14 protein-coding genes are annotated in these 19,274 nt (G+C 48.5%); 1 reads left to right on the forward strand and 13 read right to left on the reverse strand.

What is annotated here, in order from left to right; genetic code table 11:
* On the forward strand, positions 1–314 hold a 314-nt coding region (locus tag LK536_RS57585; RefSeq protein ID WP_506092270.1), incomplete at its 5' end, for a DUF5688 family protein.
* Between the two features lie 173 nt (positions 315–487).
* Here LK536_RS57585 and feoB read toward each other — a convergent pair.
* The 13 genes from feoB to LK536_RS57650 form a co-directional block, all read right to left on the reverse strand.
* On the reverse strand, positions 488–2,518 hold the full coding sequence (gene feoB / locus LK536_RS57590; RefSeq protein ID WP_474913678.1) for a ferrous iron transport protein B: 2,031 nt from the start codon (positions 2,516–2,518) through the stop codon (positions 488–490).
* A gap of 116 nt (positions 2,519–2,634) precedes the next feature.
* Positions 2,635–2,871, reverse strand: coding sequence for a FeoA family protein (locus tag LK536_RS57595; RefSeq protein ID WP_227797257.1), 237 nt, complete (start codon positions 2,869–2,871; stop codon positions 2,635–2,637).
* A 192-nt stretch (positions 2,872–3,063) separates the two neighbouring features.
* Complete coding sequence (locus tag LK536_RS57600; RefSeq protein WP_008726073.1) at positions 3,064–4,245, reverse strand: N-acetylmuramoyl-L-alanine amidase family protein; 1,182 nt, start codon at positions 4,243–4,245, stop codon at positions 3,064–3,066.
* 149 nt (positions 4,246–4,394) lie between these two features.
* The gene (gene uvrB, locus LK536_RS57605) at positions 4,395–6,377 is read right to left on the reverse strand and encodes an excinuclease ABC subunit UvrB (protein WP_008726074.1); all 1,983 of its coding nucleotides are present in this window, start codon (positions 6,375–6,377) and stop codon (positions 4,395–4,397) included.
* Between the two features lie 154 nt (positions 6,378–6,531).
* On the reverse strand, positions 6,532–7,128 hold the full coding sequence (locus LK536_RS57610; RefSeq protein ID WP_227797258.1) for a PDDEXK nuclease domain-containing protein: 597 nt from the start codon (positions 7,126–7,128) through the stop codon (positions 6,532–6,534).
* Positions 7,129–7,646: 518 nt separating this feature from the next.
* Positions 7,647–11,156 carry an SIR2 family protein gene (locus tag LK536_RS57615; protein ID WP_227797259.1) on the reverse strand — a complete coding sequence of 1,170 codons (3,510 nt, stop codon included), beginning with the start codon at positions 11,154–11,156 and terminating at the stop codon, positions 7,647–7,649.
* Between the two features lie 322 nt (positions 11,157–11,478).
* Positions 11,479–12,867, reverse strand: coding sequence for a S41 family peptidase (locus tag LK536_RS57620; protein ID WP_227797260.1), 1,389 nt, complete (start codon positions 12,865–12,867; stop codon positions 11,479–11,481).
* Between the two features lie 44 nt (positions 12,868–12,911).
* Entirely contained in the window at positions 12,912–14,120 is a 1,209-nt protein-coding gene (locus tag LK536_RS57625; RefSeq protein WP_008726078.1) for a murein hydrolase activator EnvC family protein, read from the reverse strand.
* 33 nt (positions 14,121–14,153) lie between these two features.
* Positions 14,154–14,921, reverse strand: a complete 768-nt coding sequence (locus LK536_RS57630; protein ID WP_331472347.1) for a cell division protein FtsX — start codon at positions 14,919–14,921, stop codon at positions 14,154–14,156.
* 147 nt (positions 14,922–15,068) lie between these two features.
* Positions 15,069–15,737, reverse strand: a complete 669-nt coding sequence (gene ftsE / locus LK536_RS57635; RefSeq protein WP_008726081.1) for a cell division ATP-binding protein FtsE — start codon at positions 15,735–15,737, stop codon at positions 15,069–15,071.
* A 13-nt stretch (positions 15,738–15,750) separates the two neighbouring features.
* Positions 15,751–16,839, reverse strand: a complete 1,089-nt coding sequence (locus tag LK536_RS57640) for a PucR family transcriptional regulator (RefSeq protein WP_008726083.1) — start codon at positions 16,837–16,839, stop codon at positions 15,751–15,753.
* 141 nt (positions 16,840–16,980) lie between these two features.
* The gene (locus tag LK536_RS57645) at positions 16,981–18,093 is read right to left on the reverse strand and encodes an ABC transporter ATP-binding protein (protein ID WP_008726084.1); all 1,113 of its coding nucleotides are present in this window, start codon (positions 18,091–18,093) and stop codon (positions 16,981–16,983) included.
* Positions 18,094–18,320: 227 nt separating this feature from the next.
* Complete coding sequence (locus LK536_RS57650) at positions 18,321–19,163, reverse strand: YitT family protein (RefSeq protein ID WP_008726087.1); 843 nt, start codon at positions 19,161–19,163, stop codon at positions 18,321–18,323.
* Positions 19,164–19,274: the final 111 nt, after the last annotated feature.

The raw sequence follows: 19,274 nt of genomic DNA on the forward strand, positions 1-19,274 counted from the left end.
TAAACATAAAAAGGGCCCTTTTCATAGAATTGGGGCGGGATTTTACAAATCCCACCCCAACTATTGACAAAGAGCCGAAAAACTTCGCGGACAGCATGGAAAAGGATATCATCATCCTTCCATCCAGCATCCACGAAGTCCTTCTTCTTCCTGATGACGGCGATATTTCCTGCAATGAGATGAGCAGGCTTGTGGCCCACATCAATCAGACAGAGGTTCCCAAAGAGGACCGTCTCTCCAATCAGGTATATTTCTATTCAAGACAGAATCAATCCCTTACCCTGGCATCCAGCAGTGCCATTCCCATCTGCTAGTACAGCGTTGCGTAAGTTTCGGTGAATAGAGTGCCTGATATTTCTGTCAGGGCAAGGCGCCGAAACGACGGCGTAGTGGACCCTACGACTAGTTTCGGCAACGCGGCACTGGCGGAAATAGCGGGTGCTATATTCACCGGAACTTATGCAATGCTGTACTAGGATGCGCAATCCTACCCAAACAGCAGGCTCCCTGCCTGGAACACCACCACGGCTGCCAGCCATGCGACCACCAGCTGGAACACCACCATGCCGATTGTCCATCTCCAGGATCCGGTTTCCTTTTTAATGGTTGCTACCGCTGCAATACACGGGGAATACAGCAGGCAGAAAATCATGAGCGCATATGCGTTCACCCCGCCAAACCCGGCCATGGACATGCTGGCGGAAAGTTCAGCCATGCCTGCCCCGGAGTTAATATTGCTGATTCCATAGAGCACACTGAAGCTGGACACCACCACTTCCTTGGCGGAAAGGCCTGAGATAAGCGCCACCGCCACCTGCCATATCCCCAGGCCGGCCGGTCTCAACACCGGCACAAGGACATGCCCGATGATTGCCGCAAAGCTGTCCGACACATCTGATACAAATCCGGCTGGTCCCAGGTTCAAGACAAACCACAGCACAATGGATGCGATGAATATGGTGGTCCCGGCTTTGCTCAGATAGTCTTTTACCTTGTCCCAAACATAGATGGCAACCGTCCTGCTGTTTGGGGTCTTATACTCCGGCAGTTCAATCAGAAGGGCATTCTGCGCGCTGTCGTGCTTCTCATGCATATGGGCGATGAATGCCACCAGGATAGCTATGCAGAGTCCTATGATATACAGGGAGTATGCAACCAGAAGCGCTTTGTCCGGGAAAAACATTTCTGCAAACAGTACATAAATCGGAAGCCTGGCAGAACATGACATAAACGGAGTTATGAGGATTGTCCTGCGCCGGTCCTTCACACTCTCCAGTGCACGGGTAGCCATTACAGCCGGAACCGTACATCCGAACCCCAAAAGCATGGGCAGGAACGCCTTGCCGGACAATCCCACCATGCCCATGGTCTCATTCATCACATAGGCCACCCTGGCCATATAGCCGCTGTCCTCCAGAAAAGCCAGGGCCAGGAACAGGATGAAGATATTCGGCAGGAATGTAAGGATTCCGCCTACCCCGGCAATGATCCCATCCAGGATCAGGGAGGTAAGCCACTGGGCCGCATGCACGTTGGTGAGCAGGGCAAGCACGGATTCCGAAATCACATCCAGCCCCATCTGGAAATATTCCTTCAGGAAATCGCCCACTGTAAATGTAAGGAAAAACACCAGCGCCATGATTCCCAGGAAGATGGGAATCCCCCAGACAGGATGGGTCATGAACTGGTCCACCCTGTCCGTGGTGGCCGCCTTCTCATTCTTATTAAACAGGCATTCCTCAATTACTTCCTCTATGTAATCATATTTTTCATTAATGATCTGTTTCTCATAATTCCTGGGTAGGATCCGTTCCACATGATCCAGCGGATGGTCGCTTATCACTACCTCATCAAATTCCAGGAACTTGATGGCATGCCAGCGCATGTTATCCATCTCACCGTACTTTTCCCTGAGGGCGGTTTCAATCTGTGAAATCCTTCCTTCCACCTCTTCACTGTAATGGATTACCACGCCCTGAGGCCCCTCTTCATAATGGTGCACCACTGCATGCATCAGCACATCCAGACCGGTCCGCTTCCTGGCAGACACCGGAACCACCGGGATTTCCCCCAGCATCTCAGGCAGGCGGTGCATGTCTATCTCCATGCCCCGCTCCTCCACGATATCCATCATGTTAAGGGCCAGTATGACCGGTTTCTTCAGTTCAATGAGCTGCATGGTAAGATACAGGTTCCTCTCAAGGGAGGAGGCATCCACCACATTGATGATGACATCCACTTCCCCATCCTCAATACATTTCCTGGTTACCTTTTCTTCTATCGTATAGGAGGTGAGGCTGTAAATGCCGGGAAGGTCAATGACTTTAATGGGCCTGCCCTTATAGCTGGTCTCCCCTTCCACCCGTTCCACGGTAACACCTGGCCAGTTGGCCACTTTTAGCTTGGCTCCGGTAAACGCGTTAAATAAGGTGGTCTTTCCACAGTTAGGATTTCCCACGAAACCGACCGTAATAGGCCGTGTGCTTTCCTTACGGTCCTTATGCACCGGATCCGGCATACTGTTTTTCCTTTCCTCCGGCTTACCGGCATGTGATTCCCTATCCATGGATCCACCCCCTGTCCCCAGGGTTATGCTGCCATATGAATCTTTTCCTGCTGCTCTGGCCTGCCCATTCATGATGTATGTTCCTCCCTGACTGTAATTCCCTCTGACAGACGGCGTCCCAAAGCCAGCCTGGTGCCCCTGACCTTAATAATGACGCTTCCGCTGCCCTTCTTATTCAATATATTCACAGGAGTACCTTCGTTGACCCCAAGGGCCTCCAATCTCCTGGTAATGCCCTCATCCACCTGTACCCCTGCCACCACGTACCGGCCGCCGATTTCGCACTCATTCAGTTTCCTCTGCATACTGACCCGTATCCTCCTGTAATATCCTTAAAACCATATTCATTGTATGCTTAATAGGAAAAATTGTCAATAAGAAGAGTTTGTTGCAACAAACTATATTTTCAAAAAATAAGAACAGGCGCGGAGAAACATGTTCCCCACGCCCAAATCCATTGATTTAATCTGTTACCTGATACCCGTCCATGAATATCCTTATGGCATCCAGGCCCCATCGGACCCCACATAGCGGCCATCCGGTGTGGTCGTATTGGCATACATCACGCCATTACTCCCAAGATAATACCACTTCCCGTTAATGGCCTGCCAGCCCGTAAGCATGGCGCCGCTGGGATCCAGATAATACCACTGGCCATTAAGCCTCTGCCAGCCGGTCTGCATGGCGCCGCTGCTGTTCATATAGTACCATCTTCCATTCACAGCCTGCCAGCCGGTCTGCATCACACCGCTGCCGTCCATATAATACCACTGTCCATTGATGGCCTGCCAGCCCGTTGTCATGGCGCCGCTGGGATTCAGGTAATACCAATCCCTGTCCAGACGCTGCCAGCCGGTCAACATATAACCTGAACTGTTAAAATAGTACCAGGCTCCATTAATCTGCTTCCAGCAGGAAGATGGATAACCGCCAGTATCAAAGGCATACCACCACCCCTTCTGGTCCTGGACCCAGTGGCCGCTGCCGCCGTATCTTCCAAGTTCATCCTCATCCACATAAAAGGAACTGGAATCTTCAGACCACTCACCAGCCTTACTGTTATACCGAGATATAGCCCTTACCCGGAAGGTATAATCACCTTCCCTGTTAAAATATCCTGCAAAATCAAACGATGTCCTGGTGGTGCTCACAGTTGTCACTGTCTTATCATTCCTGAGAAGCTTCACATCATAACTCTTGGCTCCTTCAATCTCTTCCCATACAGCCGTGGTATCTTCCCAGTCCAGGTCCGTGGCGCCTTCCAGCTTACCGCCAATGCGCTTCAGTTCCGCATATACCTCTATATACGCGCCGCTGTCATAAATCTTGGCCTTCTTAAACTCGGCATTACATCCTGTAAATTTAAAGTGACTCTTGGATGTATAGGAAAAACGGTAGCCATCCTTGGCTGACAGTTCAATCTTCACCTCCGGTACATCCCCCACGGTCCATGTATCCTGGTCATCTGAATTCGTATATTCTGCTGATTCCACATAAAACTCACTGCTGTCTGCCTTGACCTTAATATTACCTATGTTGTCCCCGCTTGCAGGTGCCTTATCATATGAAAATGTAAGCTTCACCGTATCAATCTTCGTATCTGCCGCCAAGGCGGTAAATCCGGTACTGATTGCCATGACAACTGCTAACAATAAGCATATACCTTTCTTTTTTCTCATAACAACTCCTCCTATCCACCATTATATGAATTTTCTACCAATTGCCTATCTTTATTATAATAAAGCTATTGATATTGTACAATTTAATAATCCTTAAAAGAATATTACATTTTTCAAACACAATCCCTGTGGATAGGACAAGTTACAAATTATTCCATATCTATGAGTATTTTTTTAATTTCTATCATCCGGTCACGAAGCCTTGCAGCCTCCTCAAAGTTAAGTTCCACTGCGGCCTGGCGCATTTTCTTTTCCAACTCCTTAACCAGCTTATTGAGTTCCTTCTCATCCATGGATTCCGGATCCTTTTTAAACTTCTCATCGTTATCTGCCACTGCCTTTGATATGGCAATCAGGTCCCGGACCGCCTTTTTAATGGTTGTGGGCGTAATTCCATGCTCCTCGTTGTATGCCTGCTGGATCTGCCTGCGCCGGTTGGTCTCCCCGATAGCCACGCGCATGGAATCCGTCATGTTATCTGCGTACATGATTACATGTCCTTCTGAGTTCCTGGCCGCACGGCCGATTGTCTGGATCAGGGAAGTCTCAGAACGCAGGAAGCCCTCTTTATCCGCATCCAAGATTGCAACAAGGGTAATCTCTGGAATATCGAGTCCTTCCCTTAAAAGGTTAATGCCCACAAGCACGTCAAACACATCCAGACGCATATCACGTATGATCTGTGCCCGTTCCAGCGTATCAATATCAGAATGAAGGTATTTAACCCGGATTCCCACCTCGCGCATGTAATCCGTAAGGTCCTCAGCCATCCGCTTTGTCAATGTGGTAATCAGTATCTTATGATGGTTTGCCACTTCCTTGTTCACTTCAGAAATCAGGTCATCTATCTGGCCCTCCACCGGGCGTACGGTAACTTCCGGGTCCAAAAGTCCGGTAGGACGGATGATCTGTTCCACGCGCATCAGTTCATGTTCCCGTTCATATACGGACGGAGTAGCGGATACGAACATCATCTGATTAATCTTATCCTCAAATTCAGAAAAATTAAGGGGTCTGTTATCCAGCGCGGAAGGAAGCCTGAAACCATAATCCACCAATGTTGACTTCCTGGACCGGTCCCCGGCGTACATGCCCCTGACCTGCGGCAGGGTAATATGGGACTCGTCCACAATGATCAGGAAATCCTCCGGGAAATAATCAATCAGCGTGCAAGGCGGTTCACCAGGAAGCCCTCCTGTCAGATGGCGTGAATAGTTCTCAATTCCAGAGCAGAAACCAGTCTCCCGCATCATCTCCACATCGAAATTAGTCCTCTCCGAAATCCTCTGTGCTTCCAGCAGCTTATCCTCGCTTTTAAAAAATGCAACCTGCTCTTTCAGTTCAGCCAGGATATTCTCTGTTGCCTCCATCATCTTCTCTTTTGGCACCACGTAATGGGATGCCGGGAAAATGGCAATATGCCCCAGCTGGGCTTTAATCTCTCCGGTCAGGGTATCAATCTCCGTTATCCGGTCAACCTCATCCCCAAAGAATTCTATCCTGTAAGCCGCACTGTCCGAATACGCAGGAAACACCTCCAGCACATCCCCCCTTACCCGGAAAGTACCACGCTTAAAATCCATGTCATTGCGGTCATACTGGATATCAATCAGTTTGTGGATGATTTCGTCCCTGTCCCTTATCATTCCAGGGCGCAGCGATATTACCATCTCCTTATAGTCAATAGGACTTCCCAGGCCGTATATACAGGACACGGACGCCACAATAATCACATCCTCCCGCTCTGACAGGGCGGCCGTTGCCGAATGGCGCAGCTTGTCAATCTCATCATTGATGGATGAATCCTTTTCAATGTAGGTGTCCGTGGACGGCACGTAGGCTTCTGGCTGGTAGTAGTCGTAGTAGCTCACAAAATACTCCACCGCGTTCTCCGGGAAGAACTCCTTAAACTCGGAATAGAGCTGGGCTGCCAGGGTTTTGTTGTGGGCGATGATGAGGGTTGGCTTCTGTAACTGCTGGATTACGTTGGCCATGGTAAAGGTCTTACCGGAGCCTGTGACGCCTAGTAAAGTCTCGAATTGGTTACCTTCCTTGAAGCCTTTGACAAGGGCTTCGATAGCCTGCGGCTGGTCGCCGGTGGGCTGATATTCACTGTGTAATTTGAACTCCATAATGCGTTTTTACCTCCTTGATGACCCAATTAAAAGTACGTCTGTTAAGCAGAAATCCGTAAAATCTTTGAAATCAGGTATTCGAGCAGCTGCCTAATAGGCTTACCTTCGAATTTCAGAATTTAGCTACTGATAAAACAATATCATTTACTGCTTAACAATACAAAATATATGTTTTCAAATCAATAATCACAAAGCATTTCAGAATATAATTATAAAAAACCAAATCTAAAAAGAAATCGCTTGTCTCGGTACTGATTCTCATTTGCCTTGCCACAAATGAAAAACCTCTCCCTAACTCTAATAAGAACCTCTGTATATGACTAAGAATCGCTCTTTCAAGCTCACTTTCTTTATACTCATAATTCTCTGGAAATCCCATGAATTCCAGTACATAAGGGTCTTTGACAAATTCATAGTTTTCTGCTATTGAATCTTGCAGTTGTGTAGATAGTATTCTTTTGTAATATCCACTTTTTATATTACGCTCAAGTATTTTTACAGACCAGCTTCCTCTAATTGCCTCTTGAATATAGTAATTGTGTTCTTCTTCTGAATCAAGCCGCATAATATTTCTTAAATGAGACCACGATAAATGGCTACACGCCGTGTAGCCAATTGAATCTTTAGGAAAAGTACGATAAAACTGACGACAATTTTTTAAATTTGCAATAGAAAATCCCGTTCCAAACTCTCCTGAAAGTTCTTTTGACAAGTTACGAAGTTTGTAAAATATGTCGAACATCATCATAAAATTGCTGTTCCTAACTTTAGCTTACAATCTATAAGACACTCAAACAAGTCTTTATCAATACAATGAGCATGTGAAATCCCATACTGGCTTAGATTGATACTTTCTGAACATGTACATAACTCCACCATAGCAATTCGCAAAAGCAGAGTATGTGTCCCATAAAGATAAAGGCAAGCCTCCTCTTGCTTTCTTCACTTCACAGCGATTATCTTCTCTATATGAATCAAATTTCGAAATATTAAAAATCAACAGACCCACCTCATTTCTGTTTCCCGTTTTTGATTCAATAAACTTTGTTGTTATCCATGCCAAGCATACACATAATAATCTTTCAAACCCAGCCTTACCATATACATACAACTTAATAACTGACGAAGTATTCCTCCCAGTTGTTAGGGAAATACTCCTTGAATCCGCTGTAAAGCTGGGCGGTTGATGTTTTTTTATGGGCGATGATTAGCGTTGGTTTATATTCAGCCAATTAATCCTTCGGAAAACAATCCTCCACCCATCCGTCATCGGCTCACATATCGCTTCGAATGCACCTCTCCCGCCCGATCCAGCACCACCGCCATATTCCGTCTCACAATTTCCTCATCCTCAGCCAGCATCGGCTCCAGGACATCCCTGATAAATGTATCATCCGCAATATTGACCAGCAGCAGCTCATCTGTATACACAATATCCTTCTCCAGGTCATACTCATGCAAATCCCTGAGCATGAGCTGGATCTCATCATCCGTAAAGTCTTCTCTTTCCAGGTATCCCACATATGGAAGGACGTAAAACCGCATCCACGTCTTTATGTTTCCGTCAAGCAGATAGTACATCTTCATCAACGTCCCGCGGTCCCCCTGTGCTCCCATGAACTTTCCAACATAGTATCTGGTATCAGGCTCCTCACAGGACTTTATGACGGTAAGCAGGATACAAAGTGTCTCCGCGTCCAGACTGAAGGTTCCTTTATTCCATTCCAGGCTGTCCAGAAACCGCGTCAATGCATGAATCCGGTTCTGCTCATATAAAACCCGGATGACGCTGCCCGCACTTTCCGTCCAGTCGGCCTCATCAAAGGCGTCAACCATCCCATCCGGAAGTTCTTCCCAATACAGCATACTGATAAATGAACTGAAAAAGGAGTTGGTCCTGTTTTTTCCTATGACATAGTAAAAAGCAAGCCTGACAATACCGCTGGTATATTTTAATCTGCCCCTGATATATTTGGCAGCCGCATCACTTTTATGGTATAGGGAGTAGAGCAGTCCGATTGCCCACTTATCCTTACCACATTCAATCTCACGCATCAGCCTGTCAATTAATCCTTCACAGGAAGGTCCGGGCAGATAATCCTCAAACCGTATGAACAGGTAGATTGTGAACAGCATCTCATCCCATCCTGCCAGATAATACCTAAGACAGAGTTCAAAGGCTTCCTGTGAACCTTCTTTCTGCAATCTCTGCGCCATCACCTGGCGCTGCACATGGTTTAACATTCCTTCATCCTGGAATATTTCAGCTATCTGCCCTAAGGAAAATGCAGCTGACAGTTCATCAAATCCGGACAGGCCATCCACCGGGTCGTCCTCATAATCCTGCAGTCTCCGTATAATCTCCTTATAGTCCCCAACCGTAATATAACTGCTTAATGCACCTGCTGCTCTTGTGACAAAATTAAAGTCATCCTTACAGTGGGCGAATATAAGACCAATCATCTCTTCTTTGATAGTATTGCCCATTAGGTCCAAAAGCCATCCCGCTGCTATACCGCCCAGCAAATCGCCTTTCCCCACCAGCATCCGCAGAATCCCCTCATGTCTGCCAGTCACCGGAAGCCGCACATGGGCTTCTTCCAAAGAGATATAATAATCCAATGATTTTGTGTCAGCGTTCTGATACAGATGTTCAAGGATCAGCATTGAGCAATCATCGCACCCGTCCTGCATATATTCCGCTGCCTGGGCAGCCAGTACGCTGTCTGTTCCAAGAAGGACGGTAATGTATTCCAAGGCAGCCTCCCCTTCAAAGAACCCGGCCGCAAAAAGAAACACCTGATTCCACCTCAAATCCTCAAGGTAATCTGCAGCCAGCTGCCTCCAGGCCCCACATGACGCCAGACTGCCGGCTGCCAGGAATTCCGTCACGGATTGATGGAAAAACATGGCCCTGTTCTCCGGGAGCGGTACAAGGAACTGACAACGGTCCATCAGGAAATTCAGCATTTCCCTATTCTTCTTTTCCGTAAGTCCAGGAACTGCCTGCCTCATGCATTCCGAAACAGAATCCAATGTAAAGGTCTCTGCTCCCCTGCAGAACAGTTCAAATGCAAAATCATCCAGGGCAGCAATGATATCCATTGAAATTCCCAGTTTTTCCCTTATATTATCCATTATATACCGGAAATAAGACAGATAGATATCTTTTACAGTGCATGACTCATCCACGCTTATCCTTTTGTTCTGAAGCAGCTGAAAATACAAGGGTGACTGAAACATCCCCATAATGGCAGGATATTCCGCAAGCCTCCCAAGCCCATTCCTCACCAGATAATCCCTTACATAGGTTCCCTCAACCGCCTCCAGACGGTATGATTTATATGTGCGTCTTCCTGTTCCTGTACGGGATGCCACGACTGCTTCCTTAAAAAAGATATAGTGCTCCAATTCTGAGCGGCAGCATCCGTCTTCCATATACCGTGATTCTATCTCATTATAGGAATCCAGAAGATACAGGACCTTATCAGACTCCATCCACTGGTGTATCTGGACCGTATCCGGGAACTGATCCTCTATCTCCCTCTCAATGCTGCCCGGTCCGCAATAATTCTTCAAATCAATATAGACCGGGATAAAAGGCATATCCTTGCGTTTGCTGGTATTACACCAGTCCAACAGACGTTTTGCCTGGGCCGCGCAATACCGCTTCATGAAGAAGGTCTTCCCTGAACCAGGGTTCCCGGTCAGGGCGAATCCCCGTACCTCCCTCTTAAGCATCTCTTCTGTGGATATGGACTGCCCACGGCCCATATATGAAACCGGACAAAGTTCTAACGGGAATATGCTTTCCTCATTGGTTTTAAATCTGGCCATTAACGATTGGGCATATACTGCCAGCCCCTTCCTCTGCCTCTGTGTGATGACATCCGGTGTTCCCCTGCCGTCCCCGGCAATAAAACTGCTTTTCTTCCTGGATGGGGCCAGTTCCCGCAGCAGCTTGAAAATATTACTGTAATCCCGTCCATCCTCAGCCGGGATTGTGTCATAGCTTAGGATCTGAATACCGTAGGCTGCTTTCCAGTAATTGATTTCCTCTGTTGGAACATCGGGCATGATTGCATATTTCTCTGTAATACCCTGCTTATAATCATTGCGGAACCGGTCCATTATGCGCAGGAAATCAGGATCTGTCAGCCCAAAGCCAACAAAGATGATGTTCCTTGTGGCTAAAAGCGTATCTAAGGTCCTGTGGGCATAATACCTGCCGCCGTTCTCATACATATCGCGGTAATCGCTGTTTGTGAAAATGATGCTGTCCCCATCCATGATATCCCCATGGGGTTTAAATACAAAATTCCTGCTCTTAATGGCGCACAGATCAGCACACTGCTGTACATCCGTATTCGTAACAACCTTTAGCCTGCTACGTTTCCCATTGGCCCTGATAGCGCGCTCCAGCAGCCTGTCAAAATTCGTAGTAATGAAACAATTAATCCCCAGGTTCAGAAGAAGCTGATGAATCTCCCCTGGTTTGGATGTCCTGACCCGCATCTCACTCTTTAAAAAACCGTGATACTGCTCCCTGGTCAACTCACCTTTTGCCAAATCCGCTGCCAACAGCGGCTGGCTGTCCTTATATTTCCTGATTCCAGTTGAGTCCCCGCCTGTGCGGTCAACATAATCAGCCATATCATTCAGCAGCCTGACCCATCCGGGTATGCCGGACCACGTGGATATGCCTGCCCCCACAAACAGGACTGTCCCGTCCTCTGCAATTGCCTTCTCAATGTTTCTCCGTATATCTGACACCATAGCCGCCCTCCTATGTGCTCCGGGGAAATATCCATAACCGTGTACACTTCATTCATTATACCAGATTGCCCTTAGAAAGTATAGACCGCAATCGAATGTTTGTTCTGTTTCCCCAATATCTGTATTGTCCGGTTGAACCGTCTTCCATAAGGTATTAAAATTACGGACAGGGGCGAGTCCGACAATCAGGGGCTTGGTCCGGCAACCAGGACTCAGTTCCAGCAGGCAACATCCCGGATAATCCAGACAGCAAAACAGGAGTGACTGCCACCGGCAGGTCACTCCCATCCATCTCATCGTCCCTAACACTAAACAACGCCGTCTACTTCCCCAGCTTGCCTTCCAGCACCTCAACCGCCTTCTGGATCTGGTTATCCTCCTCCGGCTTCACCACGGCCTGGGTCTTAAGCTTCTCATCCAGTTCCACTTCCACGTCCGGCTCAATCCCCTTTCCATGGAGGTCAAATCCGCTTGGGGTATAATAATGGGCTGTGGTAATCTTAATTGCAGAGCCGTCCCCCAGAGGAATCAGGTTCTGTACGATTCCCTTTCCATAGCTGGTGGTTCCCACCACGGTTGCCCTGTCATAATCCTTCATGGCGCCTGTAAATACCTCTGAAGCGCTTGCGGAGTCTCCGTTTACCAGTATGACAACCGGCAGGTCAAGCTCATGCTTGTCGGATGCGGTATATACATCGCCCTTCTCATTCTTGTCAGCCGTGTACACAATCAGGGTCTTGCCCTCTCCCTTGTCATACTTGGAAATGTCATCGGGAAGCAGGTAATCCGCCATCTTCACGGCGCCGTCCAGGACACCGCCTGGATTGCTTCTCAGGTCGATGATCAAGCCTTCCATTCCATTTTTCTGAAGTTCATCCACGGCAGCTTCAAACTGCTCCACTGTGATGACATCAAATTCACTGACAGCGATATATCCAATATTGCCGTCCATCATCCTGTGCTCCACGGTGGGCACCTCTATCTTACGCCGTTTCACGGTCAGGTCCACATACTCATCCTTATCCGCGCGGTAAACCGTAATCTCCACCGGCGTGCCTTCCTCGCCCTTGATGTAGTTGTTCACCAGCACATCCAGGCTCTCAGAGGCAACCATGGTATCCCCGACCTTATAGATGATGTCGCCGGGCTGCATGCCTGCTTCCAGGGCAGGAGATCCTTCAAACACCTTTACAATGGTGCAAAGTCCGGTGGTACGGTTCTGGCTGATCATGGCTCCGATACCTGAATAGGTACCCTTGGTGCTGTCCTGAAGCGACGTATAATCGGACTTCGTATAGTACACGGAATAAGGGTCATCCAGGCCAGCCAGCATGCCACGGTAGATAAAGTCCTCCACATTCTCCGCATCCTCTTCATACAGGAAGTATTCCCCTATGATCTGCTGGATTAAATCCATCTTGGCCGTCACACGCCCAAAATCCACGCCTTCCGGCTTCTTGGTCCCGTTTGAAATCGCAGGCGCCCGGCCCTCTGTCTGGGCACCCGGCTGATGATTCAGCACCTTTTTTCCGAAAATGTATATGCCGGCCGACATTCCCACCACAATCAGGCCCACAAAGGCAGTAACCAAGGCCCCGGCCAGCACACCGGCCCAGAACCGGTTCCTTCCATTACCCTGGCGCCCCGCGCCTCCGTCCAGATTGCCGTTCCCATCCATATTTCTCTGTTGATCAAAATCGCGATTATCCAATTTAAGTCTCCTATCTGTCCCTTCTAATCTATACTTATGACGCATCAGGGGCTAACATAACTGCGGGGATTCACATAAGTCCCTCCTGAACGGATTCCAAAGTGCAGGTGGGAACCGGTGGAATAGCCGGTGGAACCCACCTTGGCAATCACCTGTCCCTGCTTCACCTTCTCCCCAACGCCCACTAAAAGCTTGGAGCAGTGCATATAAACCGTGCTGACGCCGCCTCCATGGTCAAGCATGATATAATTGCCAGCTGAATAGCTGTATGTAGAAATCACAACCTCTCCGTCCGCCGCCGCAATGATATCCGCTCCCGTTGCGGCGCCGATATCCATTCCCTTGTGGTTGCTGGAAGCGCCTTCCGTAGGCGATTCCCTGTCCCCGAAATTGGAGGTGATGCGGCTGCTGGATGGACAGGGCCACTTAAAGCTAATATTCCCCAAATTTGACACGGTATACGTTTTGCCGGCCGCCTCTGCCTTTTTCCTGGCTTCCTCTTCCCTGCGCTTCATCTCGGCCTCGATTTTTTTCATCTGGTCTTCCTGGGCTTTGATGTCCGCATTGTACTGGTCTATCTCAGACTGGGCCGATGCAATCTTGGAATTATAGGAATCCAGCTCTGCCTTTTTGGAATCCATCAGCTTCTGCATGGACGCCTGTTTGGCCTGGGTGGTCTCCTGTAACGAAAGAAGGCCCTGGTGTTCTTCCTCAAGGGCCAGTTCCCTGTCCGCCACCTCATCCTTTGCAGCCGCATATTCCTTTAGCATCTTCCTGTCATATTCGGCAATCTGGCTTACATATTCAGCCCTGTTGAGAAGTTCGGAAATGCTTCCGGACTCCATGACCATGTCCACAAAGCTGCTCTCCCCATTCTCATACATGTACTTGATGCGCAGCTTCATGGTGCTGTACTGGTGTTCTTCCACACCCTTTGCTTCCTCTAACTGCACCCTGGCTGTCTCTATCTCCGATTCCTTGACCGTAATCTGTGTCTCCAGCTGGGACAGCTCATCTGACAATGCCGACAGGCTGCCGTCCAGCTTCTTTACATAGGCAGCCGTATCCGCTTTCAGCGTTTCCAGCTGGTTCAGGGTGCTTTCTACTTTTTTCTTTTCCTCTTCCAGGGCCGAAACCTGCTTCTTGGCGTCCTCAATCTCCACGCTTGTGGCATAGGAGGAAAATGCAGCCATCCCTCCCAGAAGCAGGCCGCCGGCCAAAGCCGCTGCCCGGATCCGTCTGTTTCCCTTCATGGAACGCTCCTTTCCCAACGTTTCAGACAGGCACTAAACCTTCAGATGGCGGTGAATCGTGAAAAAGCTTACAAAGAAGCCGATTCCAATCCCCAGCGCGCCTGCCGTACCTGCCATATAAGGGAAAATATCCCCCAGGGCAATGGGCCTGAAAAGCCCTGTTATCATCTGATACTGTTCATTTACATAGATGACCGCCTTCTGATACAGGAAATACATCCCAATCAAAGGGATTACCGCCCCAAAGGCGCCTAAGAGCACCCCTTCCACCACAAACGGCGCCCGTATCATATAATTGGTCGCCCCTATGAACCGCATGATTTCATTTTCACGCCGCCTGAAGGAGGCTGCCACCGAAATGGTGTTGCTGATCAGGAACACGGCCACTGCCAGCAGCACGCCGATAATGACCACGGACAATGCCCCAATCATCCTGCCCGCGCTGGTAAAGCCTGCCACGGCTGCGCTGGAATAGCGCACCTTGCGCACGCCCTCCATGCCCTCCAGCCGGTTGACAATCCCATCCTGGTCCTCTAAGCTGTTTAAGAATATCTCATAGGAAGCAGAGCCTGACAGCGGGTTATCATCTGCAAACCCTTCCGCCAGTTCCTCCATCCCCTCAAAATACTGTGTCTTAAAATTCTCCCATGCCTGTTTGGCCGACACATAGTTGACTTCCCTGACCTCCCCCCAGCCGCGGATGATATCGCCTGCAGCCAGGATCTGTTCCTCCGGAAGCTGTTCGTCAAAGAACACGGTTATGCCAACCGTTGTCTGTGCTGTCTTCGAAACATTCTGCACATTGGCCACCAGGGCAAAAAAAAGACAGAATAAAAAAATACATGCAGAAATAGTCGCTACGGAAGCCAGCGAAAACAAAATATTCCTGCATATATTAATGACGCCCTGTTTCAGGCAATACCAAAATGTACTGATCCTCATTACTTTTTATTTGCCCCTCTCATCACTGATAATCGACCCCCGTTCCATGGTAATGACACGCTTATTCATCTCATCCACCATTTCCTGACTGTGTGTGACCACAATCACAGTTGTCCCCCTCTGGTTAATCTCCTCCAGAAGCTTCATGATTCCATGGGTGTTAAAGCTGTCCAGATTACCGGTAGGCTCATCCGCCAGAAGTACTTCCGGGTTATTGATGAGAGCCCTGGCAATGGCCACCCTCTGCTGCTCTCCTCCGGAAAGCTGCCGGGGATAGGCCTTATACTTGGAAGACAGCCCAACCAGCCGGAGCATCTCAGGCACGGTCTCTTTAATCACCCGGCCCGGCACCCCGATCACCCTTTGGGCAAATGCCACATTCTCAAACACAGTGCGGTCCTTCAGGAGTCTGAAATCCTGAAAGACCACGCCTAATCTTCTCCGATATTTGGGAATATACCGTCTCGGCATCCTTCCCAGGTCCATATCGTTCACCACAATACGTCCCTTTGTGGGTTCCAGTTCCTTTAAAAGCAGCTTCATCAGCGTGCTCTTGCCGGAACCGCTCCTGCCTACGATGAATACAAACTCCCCGTCATCAATGGTAAGGGAAATATCCTTCACAGCCTTGCTGCCGGTTTCGTAGGTCTTGCATACGCGACTTAATTCTATCATCTGTTACTCCGGTTTAATAGTCCAAGCTCTCCATATACTTCATATACTTTGCAACCATCAGCGCAATCTTGAATGTGATGGCATCCTCAAAGATACGAAGATCCAGGCCTGTACTCTTCTGAAGCTTATCCAGGCGGTATACCAGGGTGTTGCGGTGGATATACAGCTGTCTGGAAGTCTCAGACACATTCAGGCTGTTCTCAAAGAACTTGTTAATGGTGGCAAGTGTCTCCTCGTCAAAATCATCCGGTGATTTGCCGTCAAACACTTCGCGGATGAACATCTTGCACAGCGGAATAGGAAGCTGGTAAATCAGGCGTCCGATTCCCAGGTTGTTGTATGCAATCACATTCTTGCTGGCATAGAAAATCTTTCCTACATCCAGGGCCATCTTGGCTTCCTTGTAGGAACGTGACACTTCCTTAATATCATTAATGGTGGTTCCATAGGAAACACGCACCTTGGTCATGGCCTCGGTGTTCAGCATATCCAGGATGGTGTTGGCGGTCTTGTCCAGCTCGCTGTAGGACTCGCCCTGACGGACTTCCTTCACAAGGATGATGTTCTTCTCATCCACGGCCGTGATGAAGTCCTTGGTCTTGGATGCAAACAGGCTTCTTACTGTCTCCAGCGCGTTGACATCCTTCTCATTATGGGTCTCGATGATAAATACGACACGCTTTACATCCGTGTCAATGTGCAGCTTCTTGGCCCTGTTGTAGATATCCACCAGTAGCAGGTTGTCCAGAAGCAGGTTCTTGATGAAGTTATCCTTATCAAAACGCTCCTTGTATGCCACTAACAGGTTCTGGATCTGGAATGCGGCCAGTTTCCCCACCATGTATACATCATCGCTTGCACCCTTGGCAAGGAGGATGTATTCCAGCTGGTGCTCATCGAACACCTTAAAGAACTGGTAGCCCTGAATCACCTGGCTGTCTGCCGGTGAATCCACAAACACCAATATGGAGCTTTCGGAATCCTCTGCATCTGTAAATGTGGATGCCAGCACTTTTCCCTCTGTATCACATATACCCAAATCAATTCTCGTAATTGCCTTTAATCCATCAAGTGTGGTCTGAAGTATCTGATTTGAAATCATTCTATAATCTCCTTTTCAAACGTATTCGGAGTAACTAATATCCCTATTTTCATATTTTAATGCAAAATTACAAAAAAAGCAAGAGAGTTGTATGCTCTCCTGCTTCTTTTTACCTTAAATTTCATTTACGGTTTATGAAACTTAGTTAAGAACCACAAGTTCCGTGTCCTTATCGAAAATATGGATTTTCTCTAAATCCAGTGCCAGCTGGATGGTATCACCGGGTCTTGCAGTGGTGCGTGGGTTCACCTTGGCGGTAAAGTCAGCATCATCAATATCAAAGTACAGCAGGACCTCGGAGCCTAACATCTCGTATACACGGATGGTTGCATCAAATACGCTCTTAGGCGACATGGAAAGGAAGGATTCCTCATCATGCAGGTCCTCCGGACGGATGCCAAGGGTAACGGTCTTGCCCACATAGCCTGCTTCCTCCAGCTTCTTTGCCTTTCCTTCCGGAAGTGCAACCGTATGTCCGCCAAAGCTGAGGGTCACGTCGCTGCCATCCTTGCCCACTGCGGCATCAATCATGTTCATCTGAGGCGCTCCGATGAATCCGGCAACGAACTTGTTGCATGGCTTATCATACAGATTCTGCGGGCTGTCCACCTGCTGGATCACACCGTCCTTCATGACTACAATCCTGGTTCCCAGTGTCATGGCCTCGGTCTGGTCATGTGTTACATAGATGATGGTTGTCTCCAGCCTCTGATGAAGCTTGGAAATCTCAACACGCATCTGTCCCCTTAACTTGGCATCCAGGTTGGACAGCGGCTCGTCCATCAGGAATACCTTGGGGCTGCGGACAATGGCACGGCCCATGGCAACACGCTGCCTCTGGCCGCCGGAAAGCGCTTTCGGCTTACGGTCCAGAAGATGCTCCAGGTCGAGGATCTTAGCAGCGTTACGTACCTTCTGGTCAATTTCTTCCTTTGGTGTCTTCCTCAGTTTCAGACCGAATGCCATGTTGTCATATACGGACATATGCGGGTAAAGTGCATAGTTCTGGAATACCATTGCAATATCCCTGTCCTTTGGTTCAACGTCGTTCACCAGCTTGTCATCGATGTAAAGCTCGCCGGAAGAAATGTCCTCCAGACCGGCAATCATACGAAGGGTGGTGGACTTACCACATCCTGAAGGTCCTACGAAAATGATGAATTCCTTATCTTTAATTTCCAGATTAAACTCTTTAACTGCAACGAAACCGTTTGGATACTTCTTAGTTACATTCTTCAGTAATAAACTAGCCATCCTGTCTTTTCCTCCTAAAATTCGCTTTGCTTACATGCATGAACGCCTTTCGTGTAACTGTTAATATCATACATGAAAGCAAATGAGGAATCCATATTGTAAATCCACAAAATCCATTTTGGGGATTTAGCTAATTTGTATACGAAAAAAAAAATGTGCTGTAAATCACAATGCATTCCAATATTTTCCGTAAATTTTTTGTTAATTATGTTAATCAAACCCGGAAATCAATGGAATTCAATGAATCCTTCACCGAAAACTTCTCTTGCATCGCTGACAATCACAAAGGCTTTGGGGTCAAACTCGGCCACAATTTCTCTGATTTGCACAATTTCCTTCTTGGAAACCACGCAGAAAAGCATTTTCTTCTCCTGGTCAGAGTACATACCCCTGGCGTCCAGGCTGGTGACCCCGCGGCCCATGCGCTCCATGATGGCATCCGCAATCTGTCCATACACATCGGAAATGATATATGCCTGCTTAGAGAACTTCAGTCCTTCAATCAGCCCGTCCGTTACCTTTGCCACGCAGAAGATGGCAATCAGCGCGTACAGGGCGCTTCTGATCCCGAACACGGATGCGCCGGCTATCACGATCAGCCCGTCCAGCACCTGCATGATCTGGGCCAGGGTGTAATGCTTCATCCGTTTCTGTATCAGGGCTGCCAGCATATCGGTACCGCCCGTGGTGCAGCTGGTCAAAAACACCATCCCGGTGCCCACGCCGCTTATGATGCCTCCGAACAGGGCTGACAGCAGGATGTCATTTCCCATATAAGAGCCTTCGGGCAGGATATAGAGGGAAACGGAAAGCATCACGGTTGCAAACAGGGTCCGCTTGATGAACTTCCATCCCATGACAAACAGGCCCGCGGCAAACAGCGGGATATTGAGAACGGTATTGGTCAGCCACAAAGGAACGGACCACAGCTCCTTGGCAATGATGGCCAGGCCGGACACGCCTCCTGTTACCATGCTGACCGGGTCATAGATATTTTTAATTGCAAATCCAATAAGGAATGTCCCTGCCACAATAAGGATATAATCCACTGCCGGGCTTCTTCTGTTCATATTCTTATCTCCTTCCCCACATTAAGGTGTAATTGAAACCAGCGCTCCGTCATCCGTGTATCCCCGTGCATCCCTGTAACCCCATCCCCGCCCACGCCAGGCCCGGTACAT

It is taken from the genome of Clostridium pacaense (assembly GCF_020709765.2).
Taxonomy (GTDB): Bacteria; Bacillota; Clostridia; order Lachnospirales; family Lachnospiraceae; genus Enterocloster; species Enterocloster hominis.

What these genes read in the sequence shown, in the direction of transcription:
- feoB (WP_474913678.1), bottom strand. Translation starts at nt 2,518, where the DNA reads ATGCCGGATCCGGTGCATAAGGACCGTAAGGAAAGCACACGGCCTATT.
- LK536_RS57595 (WP_227797257.1), bottom strand. Translation starts at nt 2,871, where the DNA reads ATGCAGAGGAAACTGAATGAGTGCGAAATCGGCGGCCGGTACGTGGTG.
- LK536_RS57600 (WP_008726073.1), bottom strand. Translation starts at nt 4,245, where the DNA reads ATGAGAAAAAAGAAAGGTATATGCTTATTGTTAGCAGTTGTCATGGCA.
- uvrB (WP_008726074.1), bottom strand. Translation starts at nt 6,377, where the DNA reads ATGGAGTTCAAATTACACAGTGAATATCAGCCCACCGGCGACCAGCCG.
- LK536_RS57610 (WP_227797258.1), bottom strand. Translation starts at nt 7,128, where the DNA reads ATGATGATGTTCGACATATTTTACAAACTTCGTAACTTGTCAAAAGAA.
- LK536_RS57615 (WP_227797259.1), bottom strand. Translation starts at nt 11,156, where the DNA reads ATGGTGTCAGATATACGGAGAAACATTGAGAAGGCAATTGCAGAGGAC.
- LK536_RS57625 (WP_008726078.1), bottom strand. Translation starts at nt 14,120, where the DNA reads ATGAAGGGAAACAGACGGATCCGGGCAGCGGCTTTGGCCGGCGGCCTG.
- ftsE (WP_008726081.1), bottom strand. Translation starts at nt 15,737, where the DNA reads ATGATAGAATTAAGTCGCGTATGCAAGACCTACGAAACCGGCAGCAAG.
- LK536_RS57640 (WP_008726083.1), bottom strand. Translation starts at nt 16,839, where the DNA reads ATGATTTCAAATCAGATACTTCAGACCACACTTGATGGATTAAAGGCA.
- LK536_RS57645 (WP_008726084.1), bottom strand. Translation starts at nt 18,093, where the DNA reads ATGGCTAGTTTATTACTGAAGAATGTAACTAAGAAGTATCCAAACGGT.
- LK536_RS57650 (WP_008726087.1), bottom strand. Translation starts at nt 19,163, where the DNA reads ATGAACAGAAGAAGCCCGGCAGTGGATTATATCCTTATTGTGGCAGGG.